Origin of the sequence: Streptomyces sp. NPDC059224, assembly GCF_042754285.1 — a bacterium.
Lineage (GTDB): Bacteria > Actinomycetota > Actinomycetes > Streptomycetales > Streptomycetaceae > Streptomyces.
The window spans coordinates 92,079-108,576 of sequence record NZ_JBHZAN010000025.1; the positions used below are offsets into that span (position 1 = coordinate 92,079).

16 protein-coding genes are annotated in these 16,498 nt (G+C 70.1%); 3 read left to right on the top strand and 13 right to left on the bottom strand.

Annotated elements, in window-relative coordinates:
• Positions 1-42: 42 nt before the first annotated feature.
• On the bottom strand, positions 43-1,212 hold the full coding sequence (locus tag ACFXI4_RS27375) for a site-specific integrase (RefSeq protein WP_384995712.1): 1,170 nt from the start codon (positions 1,210-1,212) through the stop codon (positions 43-45).
• Positions 1,213-1,380: 168 nt separating this feature from the next.
• Here ACFXI4_RS27375 and ACFXI4_RS27380 point away from each other — a divergent pair, with 168 nt between their 5' ends.
• The gene (locus tag ACFXI4_RS27380; protein WP_384995715.1) at positions 1,381-1,503 is read left to right on the top strand and encodes a hypothetical protein; all 123 of its coding nucleotides are present in this window, start codon (positions 1,381-1,383) and stop codon (positions 1,501-1,503) included.
• Between the two features lie 22 nt (positions 1,504-1,525).
• Here ACFXI4_RS27380 and ACFXI4_RS27385 read toward each other — a convergent pair whose 3' ends face one another.
• The 8 genes from ACFXI4_RS27385 to ACFXI4_RS27420 all read right to left on the bottom strand — a co-directional run bounded on the left by ACFXI4_RS27385 (position 1,526) and on the right by ACFXI4_RS27420 (position 7,908).
• The gene (locus ACFXI4_RS27385) at positions 1,526-1,975 is read right to left on the bottom strand and encodes a hypothetical protein (protein ID WP_384995717.1); all 450 of its coding nucleotides are present in this window, start codon (positions 1,973-1,975) and stop codon (positions 1,526-1,528) included.
• A 109-nt stretch (positions 1,976-2,084) separates the two neighbouring features.
• Positions 2,085-2,474 carry a hypothetical protein gene (locus ACFXI4_RS27390; RefSeq protein WP_365129096.1) on the bottom strand — a complete coding sequence of 130 codons (390 nt, stop codon included), beginning with the start codon at positions 2,472-2,474 and terminating at the stop codon, positions 2,085-2,087.
• 49 nt (positions 2,475-2,523) lie between these two features.
• Positions 2,524-3,150: a TetR/AcrR family transcriptional regulator gene (locus ACFXI4_RS27395; RefSeq protein ID WP_384995719.1), complete on the bottom strand. Its 627-nt coding sequence runs from the start codon at positions 3,148-3,150 to the stop codon at positions 2,524-2,526.
• A gap of 278 nt (positions 3,151-3,428) precedes the next feature.
• A complete protein-coding gene (locus ACFXI4_RS27400) occupies positions 3,429-3,683 on the bottom strand; it encodes a hypothetical protein (protein ID WP_384995722.1) in 255 nt (84 codons plus the stop codon).
• Between the two features lie 76 nt (positions 3,684-3,759).
• Positions 3,760-4,221, bottom strand: coding sequence for a hypothetical protein (locus tag ACFXI4_RS27405; protein ID WP_384995724.1), 462 nt, complete (start codon positions 4,219-4,221; stop codon positions 3,760-3,762).
• A 102-nt stretch (positions 4,222-4,323) separates the two neighbouring features.
• On the bottom strand, positions 4,324-6,084 hold the full coding sequence (locus ACFXI4_RS27410; RefSeq protein ID WP_384995726.1) for a hypothetical protein: 1,761 nt from the start codon (positions 6,082-6,084) through the stop codon (positions 4,324-4,326).
• Positions 6,085-6,413: 329 nt separating this feature from the next.
• A complete protein-coding gene (locus ACFXI4_RS27415) occupies positions 6,414-7,367 on the bottom strand; it encodes an SAV_2336 N-terminal domain-related protein (protein ID WP_384995729.1) in 954 nt (317 codons plus the stop codon).
• 343 nt (positions 7,368-7,710) lie between these two features.
• Positions 7,711-7,908 carry a hypothetical protein gene (locus ACFXI4_RS27420; protein WP_384995730.1) on the bottom strand — a complete coding sequence of 66 codons (198 nt, stop codon included), beginning with the start codon at positions 7,906-7,908 and terminating at the stop codon, positions 7,711-7,713.
• 782 nt (positions 7,909-8,690) lie between these two features.
• Here ACFXI4_RS27420 and ACFXI4_RS27425 point away from each other — a divergent pair.
• Complete coding sequence (locus ACFXI4_RS27425; protein WP_384995732.1) at positions 8,691-9,590, top strand: hypothetical protein; 900 nt, start codon at positions 8,691-8,693, stop codon at positions 9,588-9,590.
• A 37-nt stretch (positions 9,591-9,627) separates the two neighbouring features.
• Positions 9,628-13,719 (top strand): CHAT domain-containing protein, encoded by a 4,092-nt coding sequence (locus tag ACFXI4_RS27430; protein ID WP_384995735.1) that lies wholly within the window; start codon positions 9,628-9,630, stop codon positions 13,717-13,719.
• 53 nt (positions 13,720-13,772) lie between these two features.
• Here ACFXI4_RS27430 and ACFXI4_RS27435 read toward each other — a convergent pair whose 3' ends face one another.
• The 4 genes from ACFXI4_RS27435 to ACFXI4_RS27450 all read right to left on the bottom strand — a co-directional run bounded on the left by ACFXI4_RS27435 (position 13,773) and on the right by ACFXI4_RS27450 (position 16,469).
• Positions 13,773-14,285, bottom strand: coding sequence for a hypothetical protein (locus ACFXI4_RS27435; protein ID WP_384995738.1), 513 nt, complete (start codon positions 14,283-14,285; stop codon positions 13,773-13,775).
• Between the two features lie 152 nt (positions 14,286-14,437).
• Positions 14,438-14,992, bottom strand: a complete 555-nt coding sequence (locus ACFXI4_RS27440) for a hypothetical protein (protein ID WP_384995741.1) — start codon at positions 14,990-14,992, stop codon at positions 14,438-14,440.
• Between the two features lie 85 nt (positions 14,993-15,077).
• Complete coding sequence (locus tag ACFXI4_RS27445; protein WP_384995744.1) at positions 15,078-15,644, bottom strand: hypothetical protein; 567 nt, start codon at positions 15,642-15,644, stop codon at positions 15,078-15,080.
• Positions 15,645-15,707: 63 nt separating this feature from the next.
• Positions 15,708-16,469 carry a hypothetical protein gene (locus tag ACFXI4_RS27450; protein ID WP_384995746.1) on the bottom strand — a complete coding sequence of 254 codons (762 nt, stop codon included), beginning with the start codon at positions 16,467-16,469 and terminating at the stop codon, positions 15,708-15,710.
• Positions 16,470-16,498: the final 29 nt, after the last annotated feature.

Here is a 16,498-nt window from a genome sequence, read left to right on the forward strand (position 1 = left end):
CCCAGGCCACCAGCCCAGTTGGAGCCAATCGCCACACGGAAACTAAGCAAAGACAATGTGCCGGAGATCGTGGTAGACCCAGCAACGCCGCGGCACCTGCGGGGCATTCTGATGGGCTGACCAGGCCTTGAGCCGGTCCCAGGCCCTCCAACGCACCCGGTCCCAGCCTGAGGCGGTCAGCATCTTCCCGCCCTGACCGATGAACAGCGCCAGCGGCTCCAGCCCGCCGCCGGTCTCCAGCACCGTGATGCGGCGCAGGTCCGGGGCCATGTCCTTGATCGATCGGGTGACGGTGCGGCCTTCGAGAACGCCTCGCACCTTCGTGTCGTCGGCCTCCAGCCGCTGAACCACGAACAGGTCCCGGTGCCGGCGCCGCAGCGTGCGCTGGGCCTTCGCCACGATCTCCGGCCGCTCGATCATCAGGTAGGGGTCCAGCAACTCCATCGCTCCGACCGGGACGTAGACCGACCGAGGCCGCTTCTGCTTCGCGCAGGCCGCCAGATCGACGTCTGCGGTTTGCGGGCGGTGTCCTGCCATCAGGCCGAGCTCGGGCAGCAACAGCGTGGACCACTCCTGGGCCCGCATCCCGGTCAGCAGCGCGAGTTCGACTGCGGCCCGATTGCGATGCGGGCGCCACCCGCCGAACGTCTCGTCGAGCTCGGACTCGGGCGTCAGCCCACCGAACCCGACGTCCCGGAAGAACAGGTACTGCTCCAGCTCGAGATGCCGCACCCGCACGTCCGTACTGAAGCCACTGCCCAGCGACTCCCCTTGGGACGACCGCCACGGACTGGCCCGCACGTAGCCGATGCGGACCAGGTGCTTGTAGAGGCTGACGATCGCGGCAGCGTCCCGGTCCCAGGTGGTTCCCCCCAGCGTGTCCTCGGCGTCCGCACGCCGCCACTGCCGGAACTGCAGGATGTCCATCTCGGTGGCCGAGCGCAGGTCCGCCCCGCGAGCCAGCAGGAATCCGAGCAGCATCAGCACCGTGTAGGCGTAGGCCCGCATCGACTTCGCGTCCCGCCGGGCCAGCGCCAGACTGCGAAACCACGACGAGACCGGCTCCACCGGCCGCATCGCTTCGTCCAGGAGGACAGGCGTACCCGCCGGCAGGCGATACCGCTCAAGAGCCCCCGCCAGCAGGGACCGATCGACCCCCGCGACGTCACCGACTCGCCACACCGCCCGGTGGTTGGCGAAGTACAGCCGCACCGATCCCTCCCGTACCGACCTGAGTCCGTTCGCACGTACGCAGTCACGCCAACGGAAGACCGCTGCCGACGGCTACGGGTCGCACAAGATCTCACCCAGATGAGACACCCCTCGATGTCTGGAGAACGGTACCGATGGAGGTCATGGGGATTCCTTGGGGAAGAGATTGTGGCTGTGCTCGCGGGTCGTCAGGTCTCGGCGATGGTCAGGGCGGGCGTCGGGGGCATCGGGGACTTCTGCTCTCACCTGGAGCGGGCGGCGGTCTGTGCCGACGACGAAGAAGAGGAGTGACGGGAGCCCTCGCACCCCGGGGCTACGCGTAGTAGCTCGCCATGATCCACTCGGGCTTGGTGGCGCGGGTCCGTAGTTCCAGCACGGACAACGCCCGCTTCAGGGCCTCGTCGTGCTGGGATGCGGCGCTCATCGGCGCGGGGTCGAGCGTGAGGGGCCCGCTTTTGGGCTGGTGGACGACGGCCGCCAGGATGTGTCCGTCTTCTTCCCACCCGATCGAGTACGTCCGAAGGAGCAGCGACCCCAGGCCGTTAGCGGCCAGTCGCTCCTCCGCGGCGGCAGCGAAGTAGTCGGGGTGGTTCTCCTCGCGCATGTCCTCTGTCTCCCACGGCACGCGCGGCATCAGAAAGGATGAGCCGTCGACGTCGTCGGTGTACCGGACCAGCTCGTTCGTCAGGCCCTCCCAGTTGTCGGCCGGGCCTCCCAGGCGGTACCCGTACATCAGGGCTTCGTGATTCTCGATGGCGCCCATGGCGTTCTCCTCGGTTCGTGCCAGTGGTGGTTGGTCGGCGCTCTCGGGTCTGTCGAGGCGGCCGGTTGGGGGCCGCCCCGGGGAGTGAGCCGGGGCGGCGTGGGCCGGGTCAGCGCGGGCTGAGCGGGATGACCAGGACGCCGACGTGGGGCAGGCTCATCTCGGCCAGCAGTCGGGCGGTCCTGCCGCTGGCACTGCTCGGGTCTGTGGGGTCCAGGCGCATGGCGCCCCGGTGGGGGCCGCGCACGGGGTAGAGGTGCACTGTGTTCTGCGGTGCGTTGCACTCGAAGACGCTGATGGTGGCGTAGTCGAACCCTCCGAGGTTCGGGTACCGCTCGGCGACGGCCACAGACAGGGCGGCGATGAGCTCGGGGCTCGGCGAGGCGACCGAGAGGGGGAGCGGGTGGCGGCGCGGACGGATGCGCAGAGCAAGGGTGCGTATCAGGACACTGAGGACGCCGAGGCCGAAGCCGATGGCGAGGGAGGCTGGCTGGATCAAGGTGGTTTCCCCGTGTTGGTTGAGTAGGGTCCGGTGGTCGGAGCGCGGGTTAGGCGGTGGTGCTGGCCACGGCGGCGTGGACGAGGCGGGCGAGTCCCTGGCGCCTCTGGTACTTGGTCAGTCCCTGGACGGTTCCGGCGTTCTCGTGTCCGGCGGCGGCGGTCAGGCCGGACACGAGGGCGTGCACGAGTTCCTTGCCTGCGCCGTCGGGTGTGGTCGTCTGGGTGGCTGCCGTCAGTGCACGGGCGATGGGCCGGGTGGCTGCGGCGTACGCCTTGACGAAGCGGGGCTCGCCCTCGGCCGCGACGGCGGTCAGCACGCGCACGACCGGAAGGTGGCCGCTCCACCCGTCGAGTACGGCGTCGACCATCCGGGCGGCGCCGGGCAGTCCGTCCGAGGACCAGGAGCCGTCCTTGAAGTCCTTGAGGGCCGCTTTCGTCTCCTTGGCCAGGAGCCCGGATGCTTCGAGGACGATGCCCTCGATGTCGGGGAAGTACTGGTAGAACGTCGCGGGCGACGTGCCCACCGCCTGGGCGATGTCCATCACCTTGATGTCGCGGTAGGGCCGGGTGGCGAGAAGCTGGGTCGTCGCGTCCATCAGCTTCTGCCGGGTCTGGAGGCCGCGCTGGCTGGGCACGCGGCGGTCGGGGGTGCGGGTCACGACATGGGTGGGCACAGTCGTCTCCTGAGCTGGAGGAAGGAAGGGGAGTGGTCCAGGTCTGGGGGCGGTGCCGCCGGACCCGACGTTCAATCACATTACACACTGAAGAACAAATAAGCAACGGTCGGACGTGGGGCATCCGACCGTTCCCGCCATCGACCTGCACCCGCGCGGCCCTGGCGGCTGCGTCCCCGGACTCAGCGCGGACGGTGTCGGCCAACGGGAGAAGTCGAGCTCGTCGCCGTCCAGTTCAACAGCGGCAGCGGCATGCTCGCCCGGAATGACGCCCGCCATCAGCAGCGCGTCGGCGTGGTCGTACCGCAGCCCGAAGACGGTGAACACCTCGCCCGTGCCAGCCAGCTCGACTTGCGCATGGGGGGGGGGCCGGGCGGATCCAGGCCGAGGCCGACGGCCATGTCCTCCACGGCGTAGGCCAGTTCAGCCGCCTCCGGCCGGCGCCCGGGACCGGCATCGCGCAGGAAGCACCACGTGCGGAACAGGAACGCCACGGCCGAGCCGCTCGTAGTGGCGGGGTCGAGGCGCAGCATGACGGTCGCTCCGAGGACTTGAAGGGGAGGGACGTGCCGGGTGATCGCCCGGCACGTCGCGACCGTGGGGGACCTGCTACGCCTCTGACTGCGGCGGCTGTAGGGCTCGGGCGGACATGCGGTGAGTGAGGGCATGCGCGCCGGCGAACGCCGTCCCTGCGCCGAGGGCCAGGTAGTCCACCGCCCTCCCGCGTGGGACGAGTTCGTAGCCGTGGCCGTGCAGCAGCACGGTGCAGACAGCGAAAGCTCCCGCCACCAGGGCGGCGTCCAGACCGGCCGCGGCAGCGCTCCACACCCAGAGGGCGCGAGCCGGGGCGGTCTTGCGCGCGTCCCGCCTGCGGAGTGCGGCGCAGGCCCCGCTCCGGGCGAGCCGGCGCGTCTTGACGACAAGGGTCCCGAGCGGGCCGACGTACAGCCACATGACGGGCTGCTCCATCAGGAAGCCGCAGCCGGCGAGCAGCGCCACCAGCCCGTAGACGGTGTGCAGTGGCTGACAGCGGCGGTGCTGGACGCTGCGGGGATGGAGGTCGTCGGACATGGCTCTCCTCGGCTGAAGACGTTCGGGAAGTCGGCCCGGTGCACGGGCCGTGGGACCTGTGACACGGGCGGGACGCGGCCCACCCGTGCCGCACGGGGACTGTTAGGCGTTTGTGCCGTGCCGGGGCGTCGCCGAGGGGCGGATGCGGGCGCGGCGCAGCCGGTCGGACCACGGCGCGTCGGCGGGCCCCACGGGGTGCTCAGGGATGGTGATCTCGTAGTGGGGGCAGCTGCCGCGCTTTTCGGTCTCCAGGGCGGCGTGCCGGTGGGAGTTCGGGCACTGCTGCCGCTCGTGCTCTTCCCTCCAGTAGCGGACCGCCAGCGTGCGGCCGGTTCCGCCCTCGCGCGGCTCGCTCGGCTGCTGCTCCCGGAAGCGCTCGCCCGCGTCCGGGTCCACCCACCAGTTCTCGACCTGGCCGGAGTCGGAGATGCCCCGCCGCCGTTCGGCATCGCGCTTGCTCGGCTTGAGCTGGTGGACCTGGTGGGCCAGGACCCGAACCGTGGACCGCTTGTGCTGGGTCAGCAGCTCCCACAGGGCCCGCACGTGGCGGAGCATCAGCTCCTGGCCGCCCTGGCGGCCCGATCCGCTCCGGTGCCGCTCAGGGTTGCCCGGCTCGCGAAGTCGGGTCTCGGGATCCAGGATCTCGCCGGGGCGCGCCAGCAGGGTCTCGTAGGGCGAGAACGGCAGCTTCAGCAGCGACTCGTCGCACGTCAGGGCAGTGACCCAGGTCCAGGGGGCGTCGTCGCACGCGGCCTCCACCGGCTCCAGAAGCCGGTCGGGCCGCAGAAGGAACCAGCCTTCCTCCGTCTTGGGCGACCACGGGCCCCACACGTAGCCGACGATGCGTCGCCCGTTGGGCAGAGTGAGGGGGGTGTCCAGGAACAGCATCCCGCGCGAGGCGGGGAGGTGGGCGGGATCGAACGGGGTCGTCCTTTTCTCCGCCCGCCGCACCACGCGGCGTAGCGCCATCTGGCCGAGGGAGTCGCCGATCTGGAAGAGGCGGGCGGAGGAAGCCCGGTCGGCTTCCTGCCGCAGCTGCGTCACCACGGCCGCCTCCAGGCCGTCCGGATGCCCGTAGGGCGCCAGCCGCTCACGTTCCCGCCGGTACACCTCCGCTTTCGCCCGGGCCCAGTCCAGGCTCTGCCTGTGGGCCTCCACGTACCGGCGCCGCCACGTACGGATGCGGTGATGGTCGGGAGTTTCCCAGGCCGCCTCGACCGCGCGTGCAAGACACCGGCCCGGGGTGGTTTCACCGGGGTGCAGCCCCAGCGCGCGGAACCGGCGGACCTCGGCGTCGACGTCGTCAACGACGACGTCCGGCGGGTCAATGATCATCCGCTGATGCTTGTCGTCCGGATCGAGCGCCCACTCCATGCCCGCGAGTTGGGCCAGCACCGCGCGCAACGTCTTCTCGTCGGCGCCTTTCAGGAAGTCAACTACGAGCATCTGCACCGTGTTCGCGTACGCGTCCGCCGCCGCGAAGCGCAGCATGCGCTTGACGAACCCGCCGACCGGGCCGCGCTGACCGCTGGACAGCGCCAGCATCTGATCCGCGACCCGCTGGTCGCCCAGTGCCGCGTTCGCCAAGTGGTCGTAGATCTGCCGGAAGACGGCCATCTCCTCCTCCTCGGCGAGGACGTTGTCGATGGCGCCCCGTACCCGCGCCGAGGATGCCGGGGAGACTTCCGCCGGGACCGGCGGCCGGACCAACTGACCGGCAGCGGCATGCAGTTCCCGGTACAGCTTCAGCTGGAGCTCGCTGAGGATGAGGAGATCATTGGGCTTGACCGGGGTCCGCTTGGCGGCACGGGCCGCGATGGCCAGAAGCTCGGAATCCGACAACTCGGGCATGTTCGAGTGCATGTCATCCCTACTTGGACGCGGAGGGTTTGGGGAGAGGTCGCGGGTGCCGAGCACCAGGCGATGAAATGACAGTACACATTGGAATATAAATAAGCAACGCAGAGGGGTTGGTCCGGGCCTGGCCGGTGTGATCAGCGAACGTGCGTCCCGGGCTGGCCCTTCCACCCGTTGGGCGCGCAGGTGGCGACGGCCGGCGTCTTCGCGCCGGCGCCGCTGCCCGCTTTCTCGAGCAGGGCGTTCATCTCGGACCGCCCATCCGGCATCAGACGGTGCTGGATGGGCGGGGCGCGGCGAACGGCGGCGTCGATATGTGGGCGCGGAAGCCGCGCCTAGCGGAGGCGCCGCGAAACCTCCGCGGCCACGAGGGGACGCCGCGCCGACGGTTCGGCTCGCCGCAGCAGAGCCACCGTGCGGGAGAGCGAGGAACGCGGCACCGTGCGCAGCAGCACGGATGCAACGCCCTCTCGGAAGGAGTAGGTCCCGGGGGGACCGGGGATGGCACGGAGCAGGCCGCTCAGAATCACCTCGGCCAAGTGGCTCGGGCACGGGGCCGTCTCCACCGAGCGGTGCACCTGCTGCATCACCGGCAAGTGGGGGACGCCTGCGGCCAGGTGGCCCGCGAGACGGAACGCTTCGGGGGAGGCGGTGGCACGGAAGCGGAGGACCAGTTCCTCGGCAGTGAGTCTCGCCGGGGAGGCGGTCTCTTCGGCCGGGAGCGCCTGCGGAATGAAGGCGACCGCCGCCGGGACCTCGGTGCCGCCGCTGCCCAGGAGCGTGAACCAGTTCTCCAGCCAGACGGAGGAGGGTTCCAGAACGGGAACAGGGATGCTGTCCGCTCCCGCATGGGGTGTGCCGTCGTACGCCGTGAAGATCAGACCGGAGTTGGCGGATCCGGCGGCCGGGGCGTGGACGCGGCCGGGCGTCCCGGGCAGCGCGGTGCGCCGCCACATGCGCTCGGGCAGTGGCTGTACCACCGCCACCGGTCGCACGCGCGCCCAGCTGCGCAGAGTCTCGTACCAGCGTTCCCCGGCCGGGCCGGGGTACCACTGGGGGCCGGAGCAGTCGCTGAGTACGAGGGTCACCAGCCGGTCGTCCTCGACCTGTCGCCCTCGCACCGTGCCATCGGCCGTGAGCACGGACACCGTCGCACCCTCGAAAAGGCCGTCATGGGCGAGAGACTGGCGCAGCCTCCGCAGCAGCGGCCGCCACATCGACATCGTGGGTCCGGCATCGAAGATGATCTGGAGGCGGTACGCCGGTCCGGTGTTCGTCCGTATGGTCACGTCGTCTCCTTGGGCCTCTGTGAGGGGGCGAGGCCCGGACCGGGCGGAGGGAAAGTCGGTCCGGGCCTCGCGGCCCCGGCCGCCGGGGGGAGTGCGGCCAGGGCGAGCCGCGGGAAGCGGCTCCTTCGGAATTGGCTTGGACGGGGGCGGTTTCCCGCCCTCATGGAAGTACAGTACACATTGAAAACTCATTACGCAACAGTGATGCGCGCCCCATCCACTGGCGAGTCCGCCTCAAGTACCGGCCACCGGGACGCCGTTGGTTTCATCCCTCCCGGCGACACTGGTCGCCGACGATGCCCACGAGCGGTGCGCACTCCCGCGCGCCGGCCCCTGCGGCTGGCTAAGCCAGGCTGTCCTGGGTCTGGCTCTCGATGCGGTGCAGCACGTGGGGGGCGACGAGGTCGGCTCCGCCGTCGTCCCAGCGCACGGCCTGGTAGGCGTACGAGGCGGCGCCCTCCGCCATGCCGAAGGCGCGCCCGGAGCGTTCACCTCCTTCTGCGCACCGCTGGGAGCCGAGTGCCCAGGCCGTGGCGGCCACGGCCAGTGGGGCGACCCGTTGACCGGCAGGTGTTCTGCCTTGGCTCGTGCGGGCGAGCGGCCCTGCGGTGGCCCCGGCCCCATCGGCGATCCGCAGGGGCCGAGATGTCACCTGGAGAGCGCGAGAACGAGATACTGGCGAGGATCACCGGCGGTCGGCTCGGGGTCGTTCAGCCGGCGCCGGAGCCGATGCGGTTCTCCCGGACGGACCAGCCCACTCGCGCGCCGTACAGCACCACCCCTCGGCCGATCGCGTTTAGTGCTCACCGCGACGGCCGGGCCCCGGAAGCGGGGTGGCGTTCCCACTCGCGTTGCCGACGGCAAGCGGTCAACCCGGCACAGGCATCCCCACTGCTCCTGGGGAAAAGGTGGTTCGAGCGACGCATGGAAGTTGTCCGGGTAATCTCTGACGGCATGGGGGACGAAGAGCTCGTATACCGTGCCTGGCTTTGTCGGCGTTACCTCTCACTGCGTGAACTGGCTCTGCGCGACGGGCCGGACACTGTCGCGGAACTCGAAGCCATCGCCGGCTCCGTGTTCGACGCGGCGGTAAGGGACCAGCTGACCGCACTCGCACGCAGGCTCGGCGTCGACGCCCGCGTAATGGCCTCCCGGGTGGTGCCCGTCCCGGTGTCCGGAGCGGCGGGACATGCACGTGCGGGCCGTATCTACGCTTGCCCCGGCGGCAGTTGCGCGCGGCGTGAGGTGCGGGCTCCTGGCGATCCCGTACCGATGTGCTCCCTCGGGGAGCGGCGCCCGCTCGAACCCCGGCCGGTGTAGTCCGTGGACGCCGTGCTGTCCACGCTGGCGAAGAGGTTCGCCGACACATGGCTGACGATGCTCGTCCTGCCTGGCCTGCTGTACGCAGCGGCACTCATGGTCGGGCATGCGGCAGGGCACCGGCACGCACTGGACGGCGCGCGCGTCAGGGCGAGCCTGGAGAGCCTGGGGCAGTCCGTGCAGAAGTCGGGTTCCGCTGGCACAGTCCTGCTGCTCGCCGGAGTGGTCGCGATCTCGGCTGTGGCGGTCTATGCGGCCCGCTCGCTCGGCGCGGCGGTGCAATGGCTCTGGCTGGGCGGTTGGGGTGGCGCGGACAGTTGGCTGGTGCAGCGGCGCCGCACCCGATGGGACGCCCTTCAACAGCGGTACGCCACACAGCTGTTGGCCCTAGACGCTGGTACGCACAGCCCGGAGGACCAGGAGAGGCGCACCCTTGGTGAACTGGCCGCGGCGCGTAACCGGATCGCGCTGGCCCGCCCCCTCCGCCCGACCTGGATCGGTGACCGCTTCGCCGGAGTCGAGGCGCGGGTCTGGGCCGAGTACCACGTCGATCTCTCCTTCGGGTGGACACGCCTGTGGCTCGTGCTGCCCGAGGAGACGCGCGCGGAGTGCGCGACGACTCGGGCTGCATTCGACGCGGCCGGTGGACTGGCCGGGTGGGGCGTGCTGTACCTGGTGTTGGGCTGCTGGTGGTGGCCCGCTGCCGTGATCGCGCCGGTGCTGATCGTGCTGGCCTGGCGCCGGGGGCGACAGACGGCGGCGGCCTTCTCGGAGCTCATCGAGTCCGTGGTCGACGTCCACGGCGGCGACCTGGCAGCGCGCCTTGCCGTGGCGGACGGGCAACAGCCACTCGACTCCACGGTGGGCGCCCGCATCACAGCCCGCACGAGGAAGGATGCCTGACGTGGCGCGTTCGGCGTTGGAACGGTTGAGGAACCGGGTGGAGTCGTTCGAACCGGGACGTTCCGCCGCCCAGGAGGTGCTGTCCCGTGAAGCCGTGCGGGAAGCGGCGGAGGTTCTCGCGCAGAGCGTCAAGGAACGGGCCGACGGCGGGACATCCGGGGAATTGACCCTGGGCGCCGAGGAGTTGCGCGTCGTCGGCTGGTTCTGTTGGCACCGGGGGATATTCCTCACCGGCGATGAAGGGTTCAACGAGACGATCCTCGCCGGTATCTGCTTCTCGCTCTACCTCACCGTCGCCGATCGCAGACCGGGGCCGCTGCCCGTTTCGTTCGACGAAACGGAGACCGCGGAGGAGGCGTGGTCGTACATCGACCGCACCGCGGATGCCTGCATGTCCCGAGCGCGCCGATCGGACGATCTCCTCGCCCTGGAGGCAGGAATTCTGTGCACGCGCATCGCGATGAGCCAGCATCGCGTGCAGGAGTCCGAGCAGGCGAGCAGCCAGAGCGGACTTGCCTACCTGCGGCTGCGGCGTCGGCTGTTCGCCTTCGGCGAGGGCGACGGGTCAGGAGCCGTGGACGCGGACCTGCTCCTGGCTCCCGAGGCCGTGCGGGACGCCGCCGACGTTCTGGCAATGGTCATCGAGGAGCGGCCCGGCGGCGACGACTTCACGGAGGTCGCCATCGGCGGCGACGAGGCGCGCCTCGTCGGCTGGTTCTGCTGGCAGCGCAGGACCCTGGTCGACGAGCCCGCGCGTGAGGACGAGGTGCGCATCGCCCTGGTCTGTTTCGCGCTTCTCAGCCTCAACACCGAAGTCGGCCGCTCACCAGGGCTCCTGCCGCCCGGGGCCGACCCCATCGTCGACCAGATGGTGGGAAGGGAGCTGTCCTTCATTAGCCACATGACCGATGGGTTGGTCGACAGCGGACTCCGCTCGGACAACCCGCTGATCAACGAGGGCGGTGCGCTGGGCAGACGGTTCGCTCTCGTCCAACAAGGGTCGGAGTCGCAGCAGTACGCAAGTGGGCACAATGAGCTCGGCCATCTCCTGCTGGAACGTGCCCGCAACAGCGACGCGGCGGCGCCGCTCCTGCCGGTACTGCGTCGCGCCATCACCGCCTTCCGCGTCGCGCTGGACCATGCGACGACGCAGGAACTCAAGTTGGGTACCCATCTGTTCGGGCTCGGGATCGCTCTCCAGATGTGGCAGGAGACGTCCGGTGAACCCTGTCCGGAGAGCAGCGCCTTGTATCACCAGATGCTCGTGGCGCTGCCGTCCATCGCCCCGCCGGGCCATCTCCATGCCGAGTTGGTGCTGCACCTTGCCGCAGTGGCATCCGGTTCACTCGGGCCACAGGAGAAGCAGGAGTTGCTGCGGCACGCCGACACCCTTCTGGCAGAGCTTCCGCTCACCGGGGACGCGTGGCGGTGGGAGAGCCTCCATCTCTTCCGCGCCGCACTGCGGAACGAGAAGGCGCCACCGGTGACGGCTCCGGCCTTCGACGATCCTGCCGACGCTCCGCGACGGGCGACCAAGGTGAGTCCGATGGGGGTGCGGCTCCGCGACGACGTACCGGGGGACAGCCCGGCCGAACACGACTGGCGAGTCGAGGTGTTGCGCGACGCCGCCGAGGCCGCTCCTCGGCCCAGCGCCTTGCTCGCCGGAGATCTCGGCCTCGCCCACTTGGCACGGTTCGAAGCAGCAGCGGCGAAGAACCGGGGCGACCTCGACGCCGCCGTCGCCCTCCTCGAGCGTGCCGCGGACCAGTGCGCTGACGACGCAACGGAACGGCGGCGCCATCTGTCCGCCTTGCTGGTTGCCCTCTCGCACCTGCAGGAGCACTACGCGGCGGGCCTCGAGACGATCGACCGGATGATCCGCGTCGGCCGCGAGGCGTGCCGTCTGCCCGGCGACAGGGAGCGGGATGCCGCGGAGGACAACCTGGCCGCCTGCCTGGTCACGCGATTCGACCTCACCGGGGACTCCGACTCGCTGTACGAGGCTGACCGGATCCAGCGTGCGATACAGGACACCGACGGCTATCTCGACCCTGTGTTCTTCGGCCAGCGGGCGCACTGTCTCGATCGTCTGTGGAGCGTCACCAAAGACCGCGCCCACCTTGAAGAGGCCGTGGCAGCGGAGCGCACTATCACCGAACGCACTGATCCGGACACCGCCGTCGGCGCCACCGCCCGGAACAACCTGGCGGTCTCCCTCAGCAACCTCAGTAGCCCGGACACCGGCCATGCCGCACTGCGCGAGGCCATCGCCCTCGTCGAGGACCTCGTCGAGCGCTCCGGCACGCACGGGGCTCAGCGCGCCGACCATCTGGCCGGCCTGGCCGAACTGCTCCTCAAAGGTCGCGAGGACGGCATCGGCGACGTCGACCGGGCGGTCTGCATCGCCCGGCAGGCCGTCGAGTCGACTGCACGCGCCCACCACTCCTTCGCCCGTCGCTGGACCATTCTGGGCATCGCCCTGAAACGCCGGTACGAGCAAAGCCGCGACCGTGCCGACCTGACCGACGCCTGCGCCGCGCTGGCCACGGCGGCCGACGTCCAGGACGCCACTCCCTCGGACCGCATGGGCGCGGCCGACCGCTGGGGCCGGCTCGCCGCCGACGACGGCGACTGGCACACCGCACTCGTGGCGTTCCGGAAGGCCGTGCAGCTCCTGCCGGAGTCCGTGTCGGGCCGAGGCCATCATCGGGACCAGCAGCGCCAGTTGATCGACCAAGCCGGTCTGGTCGCCGACGCGGCCGCCTGCGCCGTCGCGGCCGACCGCCCGGACACCGCCCTGGAACTCCTCGAGCAAGGCCGCGGCATTCTGTTGTCCCGGGCCATGGAGAGCCGCGCCATGGGCGACGAGCAAGGGCGTCTCGAAGCCGAACACCCCGATATAGCACGCCGGTTCATCGCCATCCTCCACCGGCGGGACACCGCGTGGGAGCCGTACGTGCGCGCCTCGACGGCCGAGCGCCCCGACCTCCGTCACGAGACCGACAGCGCCTTCCATCAGATCCTTGCCGAGATCCGGCACCTTCCTGGATACGCCGACTTCTTCCGGGCCCCGGCCGCGGACCGGCTGCGGCGCGCCGCAGGCGACGGTCCCGTGATCATCCTCAACGTCAGCCGCTACCGCTCCGACGCCCTCGTCGTCACCACCTCAGGGGTCACCGCGGTGCCGCTCCCCGACGTGTCCCAGGAGCATGTCACTGAGCAGTTCCTGGCCCTGCGCTCGGCGCTCCACACGGGGATGGCCTCGGTGGACGCCGTGGAGCAGGCGTCGGCCGGCGACGACCTCCGCGATGTCCTGCACTGGCTGTGGCACGCGGTGGCCCGACCGGTGCTGCATGCCCTGGACCTCACGACGCTGGCCGGCGGGGCACCACCTCGGCTGTGGTGGTGTCCGACCGGCCTGCTGTCCTTCCTCCCCCTGCACGCCGCATCCGACCGCGACGGGGCAGGATTCCTGCCAGACCTGGCCGTATGCTCCTATACGCCGACGCTGCGCGCCCTGGAACAGGCGCGCAGCCAACAAATACCCGGAGGCCCCTCGCTCGCCGTGGCGGTCCCGGACACGCCCGGAGCCAAACCGCTCGCGTGGGCCTTACAGGAGGCCCAGGCCGTGGGAGAGATGTCCGACGCCCTGATCGTGCACGGGGCGGCTGCCACGCGTGCCGAGGTGATGCGGTGGCTCGCTATAGGAGTCCGAGTGGCCCACTTCGCCTGCCATGCGAGCGCTGATCCTCTGGACGCGTCGCGCAACGCCCTCCTGCTGCACGACGGGTTGCTGCCCGCCCGAGAGATCTCGCGGCTACGCACACGCGGGTCCGGGATGGCCTACCTGTCGGCATGCAGCACTGCCCAGGGAATGGTCAACCTGCCGGACGAGGCACTGCACCTCGCCGGTGCCTTCCAGCTGGCCGGCTTCCGAAACGTGATCAGCACCCTGTGGCCGATCAGCGACGACGTGGCCGTCGAGGCGGCCACAGACTTCTACCGACGGCTCGGCGAGCAGCCCTCGCCGGACCCCGCCGAGGCGGTTACCCACATGGTGCGTGCCCTCCGTGCGCGCTACCCACGGGTGCCGGCACTGTGGGCGAGCCATCTACACATGGGAGTCTAACCAGGTGGGCGCGTGGCGCCAGGAACGTCATAGGCCGGTCGGCGGCAGGCTCCTCAAGGGCCGGGCGGCTTGCGGGCGGCCGCGGCTGTCCGGGCTGGGTCCGGAGCATCTGCGGCGATCAGTCGACTGTTTTCGACCATCAGCCGCTGGTTGACGTTGCGGAGTGCCTGCATGGCGGTCTCTGCTTGGCGGCCGGCTGCGAGTGCTGCGTCTCGTTGCTCGCGCAGTTCCTCCATTTCCGTGTCGCGCGGCGAGCGGGCGTCCAGGCCGTTACGGAGGCGGGCGCCCAGTTCGTGGGCGCGTAGCGTGCGCAGCTCGTTCTGGACTTCGTGAAGGGTTCGTTGCAGGGCGGCGTTCTGTTCCAGGAGCATGCGGTTCTCGACTTCGAGGGCCGCTTCTTTGCGGGCGGTCGCTGCCGCCGCCGCCCGCGGCGCGTCTTGGGCGAGGTGGGCGCGGATGGTCTCGGCTTCCGCTTTGAGGTCGCGGTGGCGTTGAAGGTACTGAGGGTTGACGGCGGCCCGCCGGGTGATCTCCGCGTCGGAGAGGGCCTGGCGGCTCTTGCGCATCGCGGCCAGGACGCTAAGGACTCGCTGTCGGCACTGTTCGCTGTCGGCACGGCGCCGTTGAACGGCGGCCGCCCTGCCGGCATCGAGGACCTCGACCCGAGCGGCGGGGATAGTCGCCTGGCCTGGCTGCTTGCGCGGAGCGGCCGGGCGCGTCATCCGGTCGTCCCTTCGGTGACGATCGGGTCGACGGTCGGCTGGTCCAGACGCTGCCGTCCGGCCAGAACTGCCGCTACGGGGATGACGGTGAGGAAACGGTCCCTGGTGTGGAGCCAGGAGTCCACCGTGGTCCGTTCCTCGGGGGTCAGGGAGCCGATGTCGGCTTCACATTTGCCGACGAGTTCGTCGATCTGCTGGATCTCCTGGCGTAGCAGTTCCAGGTTCGCCGCGCTCAAGGGTCCCGCGGTGAGCACGCTGCCGTAGGCGCTCTCCAGCGCGGCGAGCTGCTCCGCCTTTCCGGCGCGTAGTTGGCGCAGCTCGGGGAGGTGGGTGAAATCGGTGGTGTAGAAGGTGCAGGAGAAGCAGCGGTTGTACACCGGGCAGCCGTGCCCGTCGGCGCGGACGTTGTTCATCTCGTGGCAGCGTCCCGCGGGGACGGGCACCGAGCCGACGCCCGCCCGGATCCGGTCGGCAAGGTCGTCGTCGGGGGTGCGGGCGCGGATCCGGCCGCCGGTGAGGTCGAACTGGTACTTGGCGGCGATGGCGCGCACCGCTTCCACCCGCCGGGGGTGCGAGGGTAATGGTGACGTCGGGTATTGGAACTGTCCGAATGCCTGGTCCGAGAGGCTTCGGCTGCTAGGGAGTCGCTGGTTGGAGCCCGTACTCAGCCAGCCATCGGAGTAGGTCTGGGCGGGAGGTCTCGACAAGGCGGCCTCCAGTGAAGCGGGCGTCGTCGGTCACCTCTGCCACGCACTCTGGAGGGGGCACGAAGGACTGGGCCTCCTCGTCGGTGGTGAACTCGGCCTCCGCTAGGACCAGGCCCTGCAGAGGACCGTCGAAGACGTCAACGCCCAAGGGAGGCACGCTGAAACGCGTCTTGGACAGCACTGCGGCCGGCAGGGAAGCAAGCACGTCGTACTCGGCCGACGACAAGTACGTATTCGTGATCAGCCCCTGAACCGCGCCCGGCAGAGCGACCGGCACCTTCTGGGTGAGCTTGAGCTCGCAGCCGCCATCTGACCGCTGTGCGCGTCGCAGACGCAGGCGCGTCCCGACCAAATACCGGTCGGTGATCATCCGGGTGACCGTCACCGCTGACAGTGCCGGCGCTTCAGCCAGCAAGAACCGCCGTTCCCGCTCGACGTGCGCGTACTTTCCCGGGTGAACCGTCTGACCTTGAACCCCGCCAGCTTTGTCCATCATGACGACAGCTTCTCAGCGGCTTCTTTCTCCCTGCCAGCACATTTCAGTGGCCTTCCGGGAAGGTCACGTCGACCTCGCCCGCTGGCTGATCTCGGCGGCGTAGGTGGCCCAGTCGCCCGCGGAGAGTCGCTGCCAGGCGACGGCGACGTCGGTGTGGATGCCGAGGGTGCGGGCGAGGATCGCGGCGGGGATCTCGGTGGCGAGCTGGAAGAGAGCGGTGCTGCGGGCCTGGTTGGGTCGGATGCCGAGGTTGTTCAGACGTTGCGTCAGCTGTGTGGTGCTGATCGGCCGTCCGGGCTGGCCGCCGGGGAAGAGCCATGGAGACGGTGTCAGGGCGCCGATGGTCGCGTGTCCCTTGCGGTTCGCGGCAACGGTGCGGGCCAGCTGGGCGACGGGCTCGGGCAGCTGAACGGGTGCATTGCCGAGGTGGAGACGTACTTCCCGAGCGCCGGCCTCGACGTCCTCGGTGGTCAACCGGTGGATCGCCGACGGTGCTTGGGCATAGAGGAGGAGAAGCAGCCCGGCGAGGCGGTCTTCTGGCTTGAGGGTGTCGTCGTGCAGGAGCCGGCGTGCGGTGTTCCAGCGGTGTTCGTCGTCGAGTGGCTGGGTGGGGCCGTTCCAGCGGACGGCGGGGACGTGGACGGTGGCGAGTTTGTTGGTGCGGGCCCAGCGGATGAAGTGCCCGGCCGTTTGGCGGTAGGTGGCCAAGTCGTCGGTGAGCCACTGGTCGAGGTCGGCCTGCCGGCAGGTGGCCAGGGTGAGGTTGTGGGCTGTGAGCCAGTTCAGGAAGGCGACGGCCGCGTGGGTGCGTTGACGTGCGGACATGAACTGCTGCGGGGTAAGAGGGCGGCCGT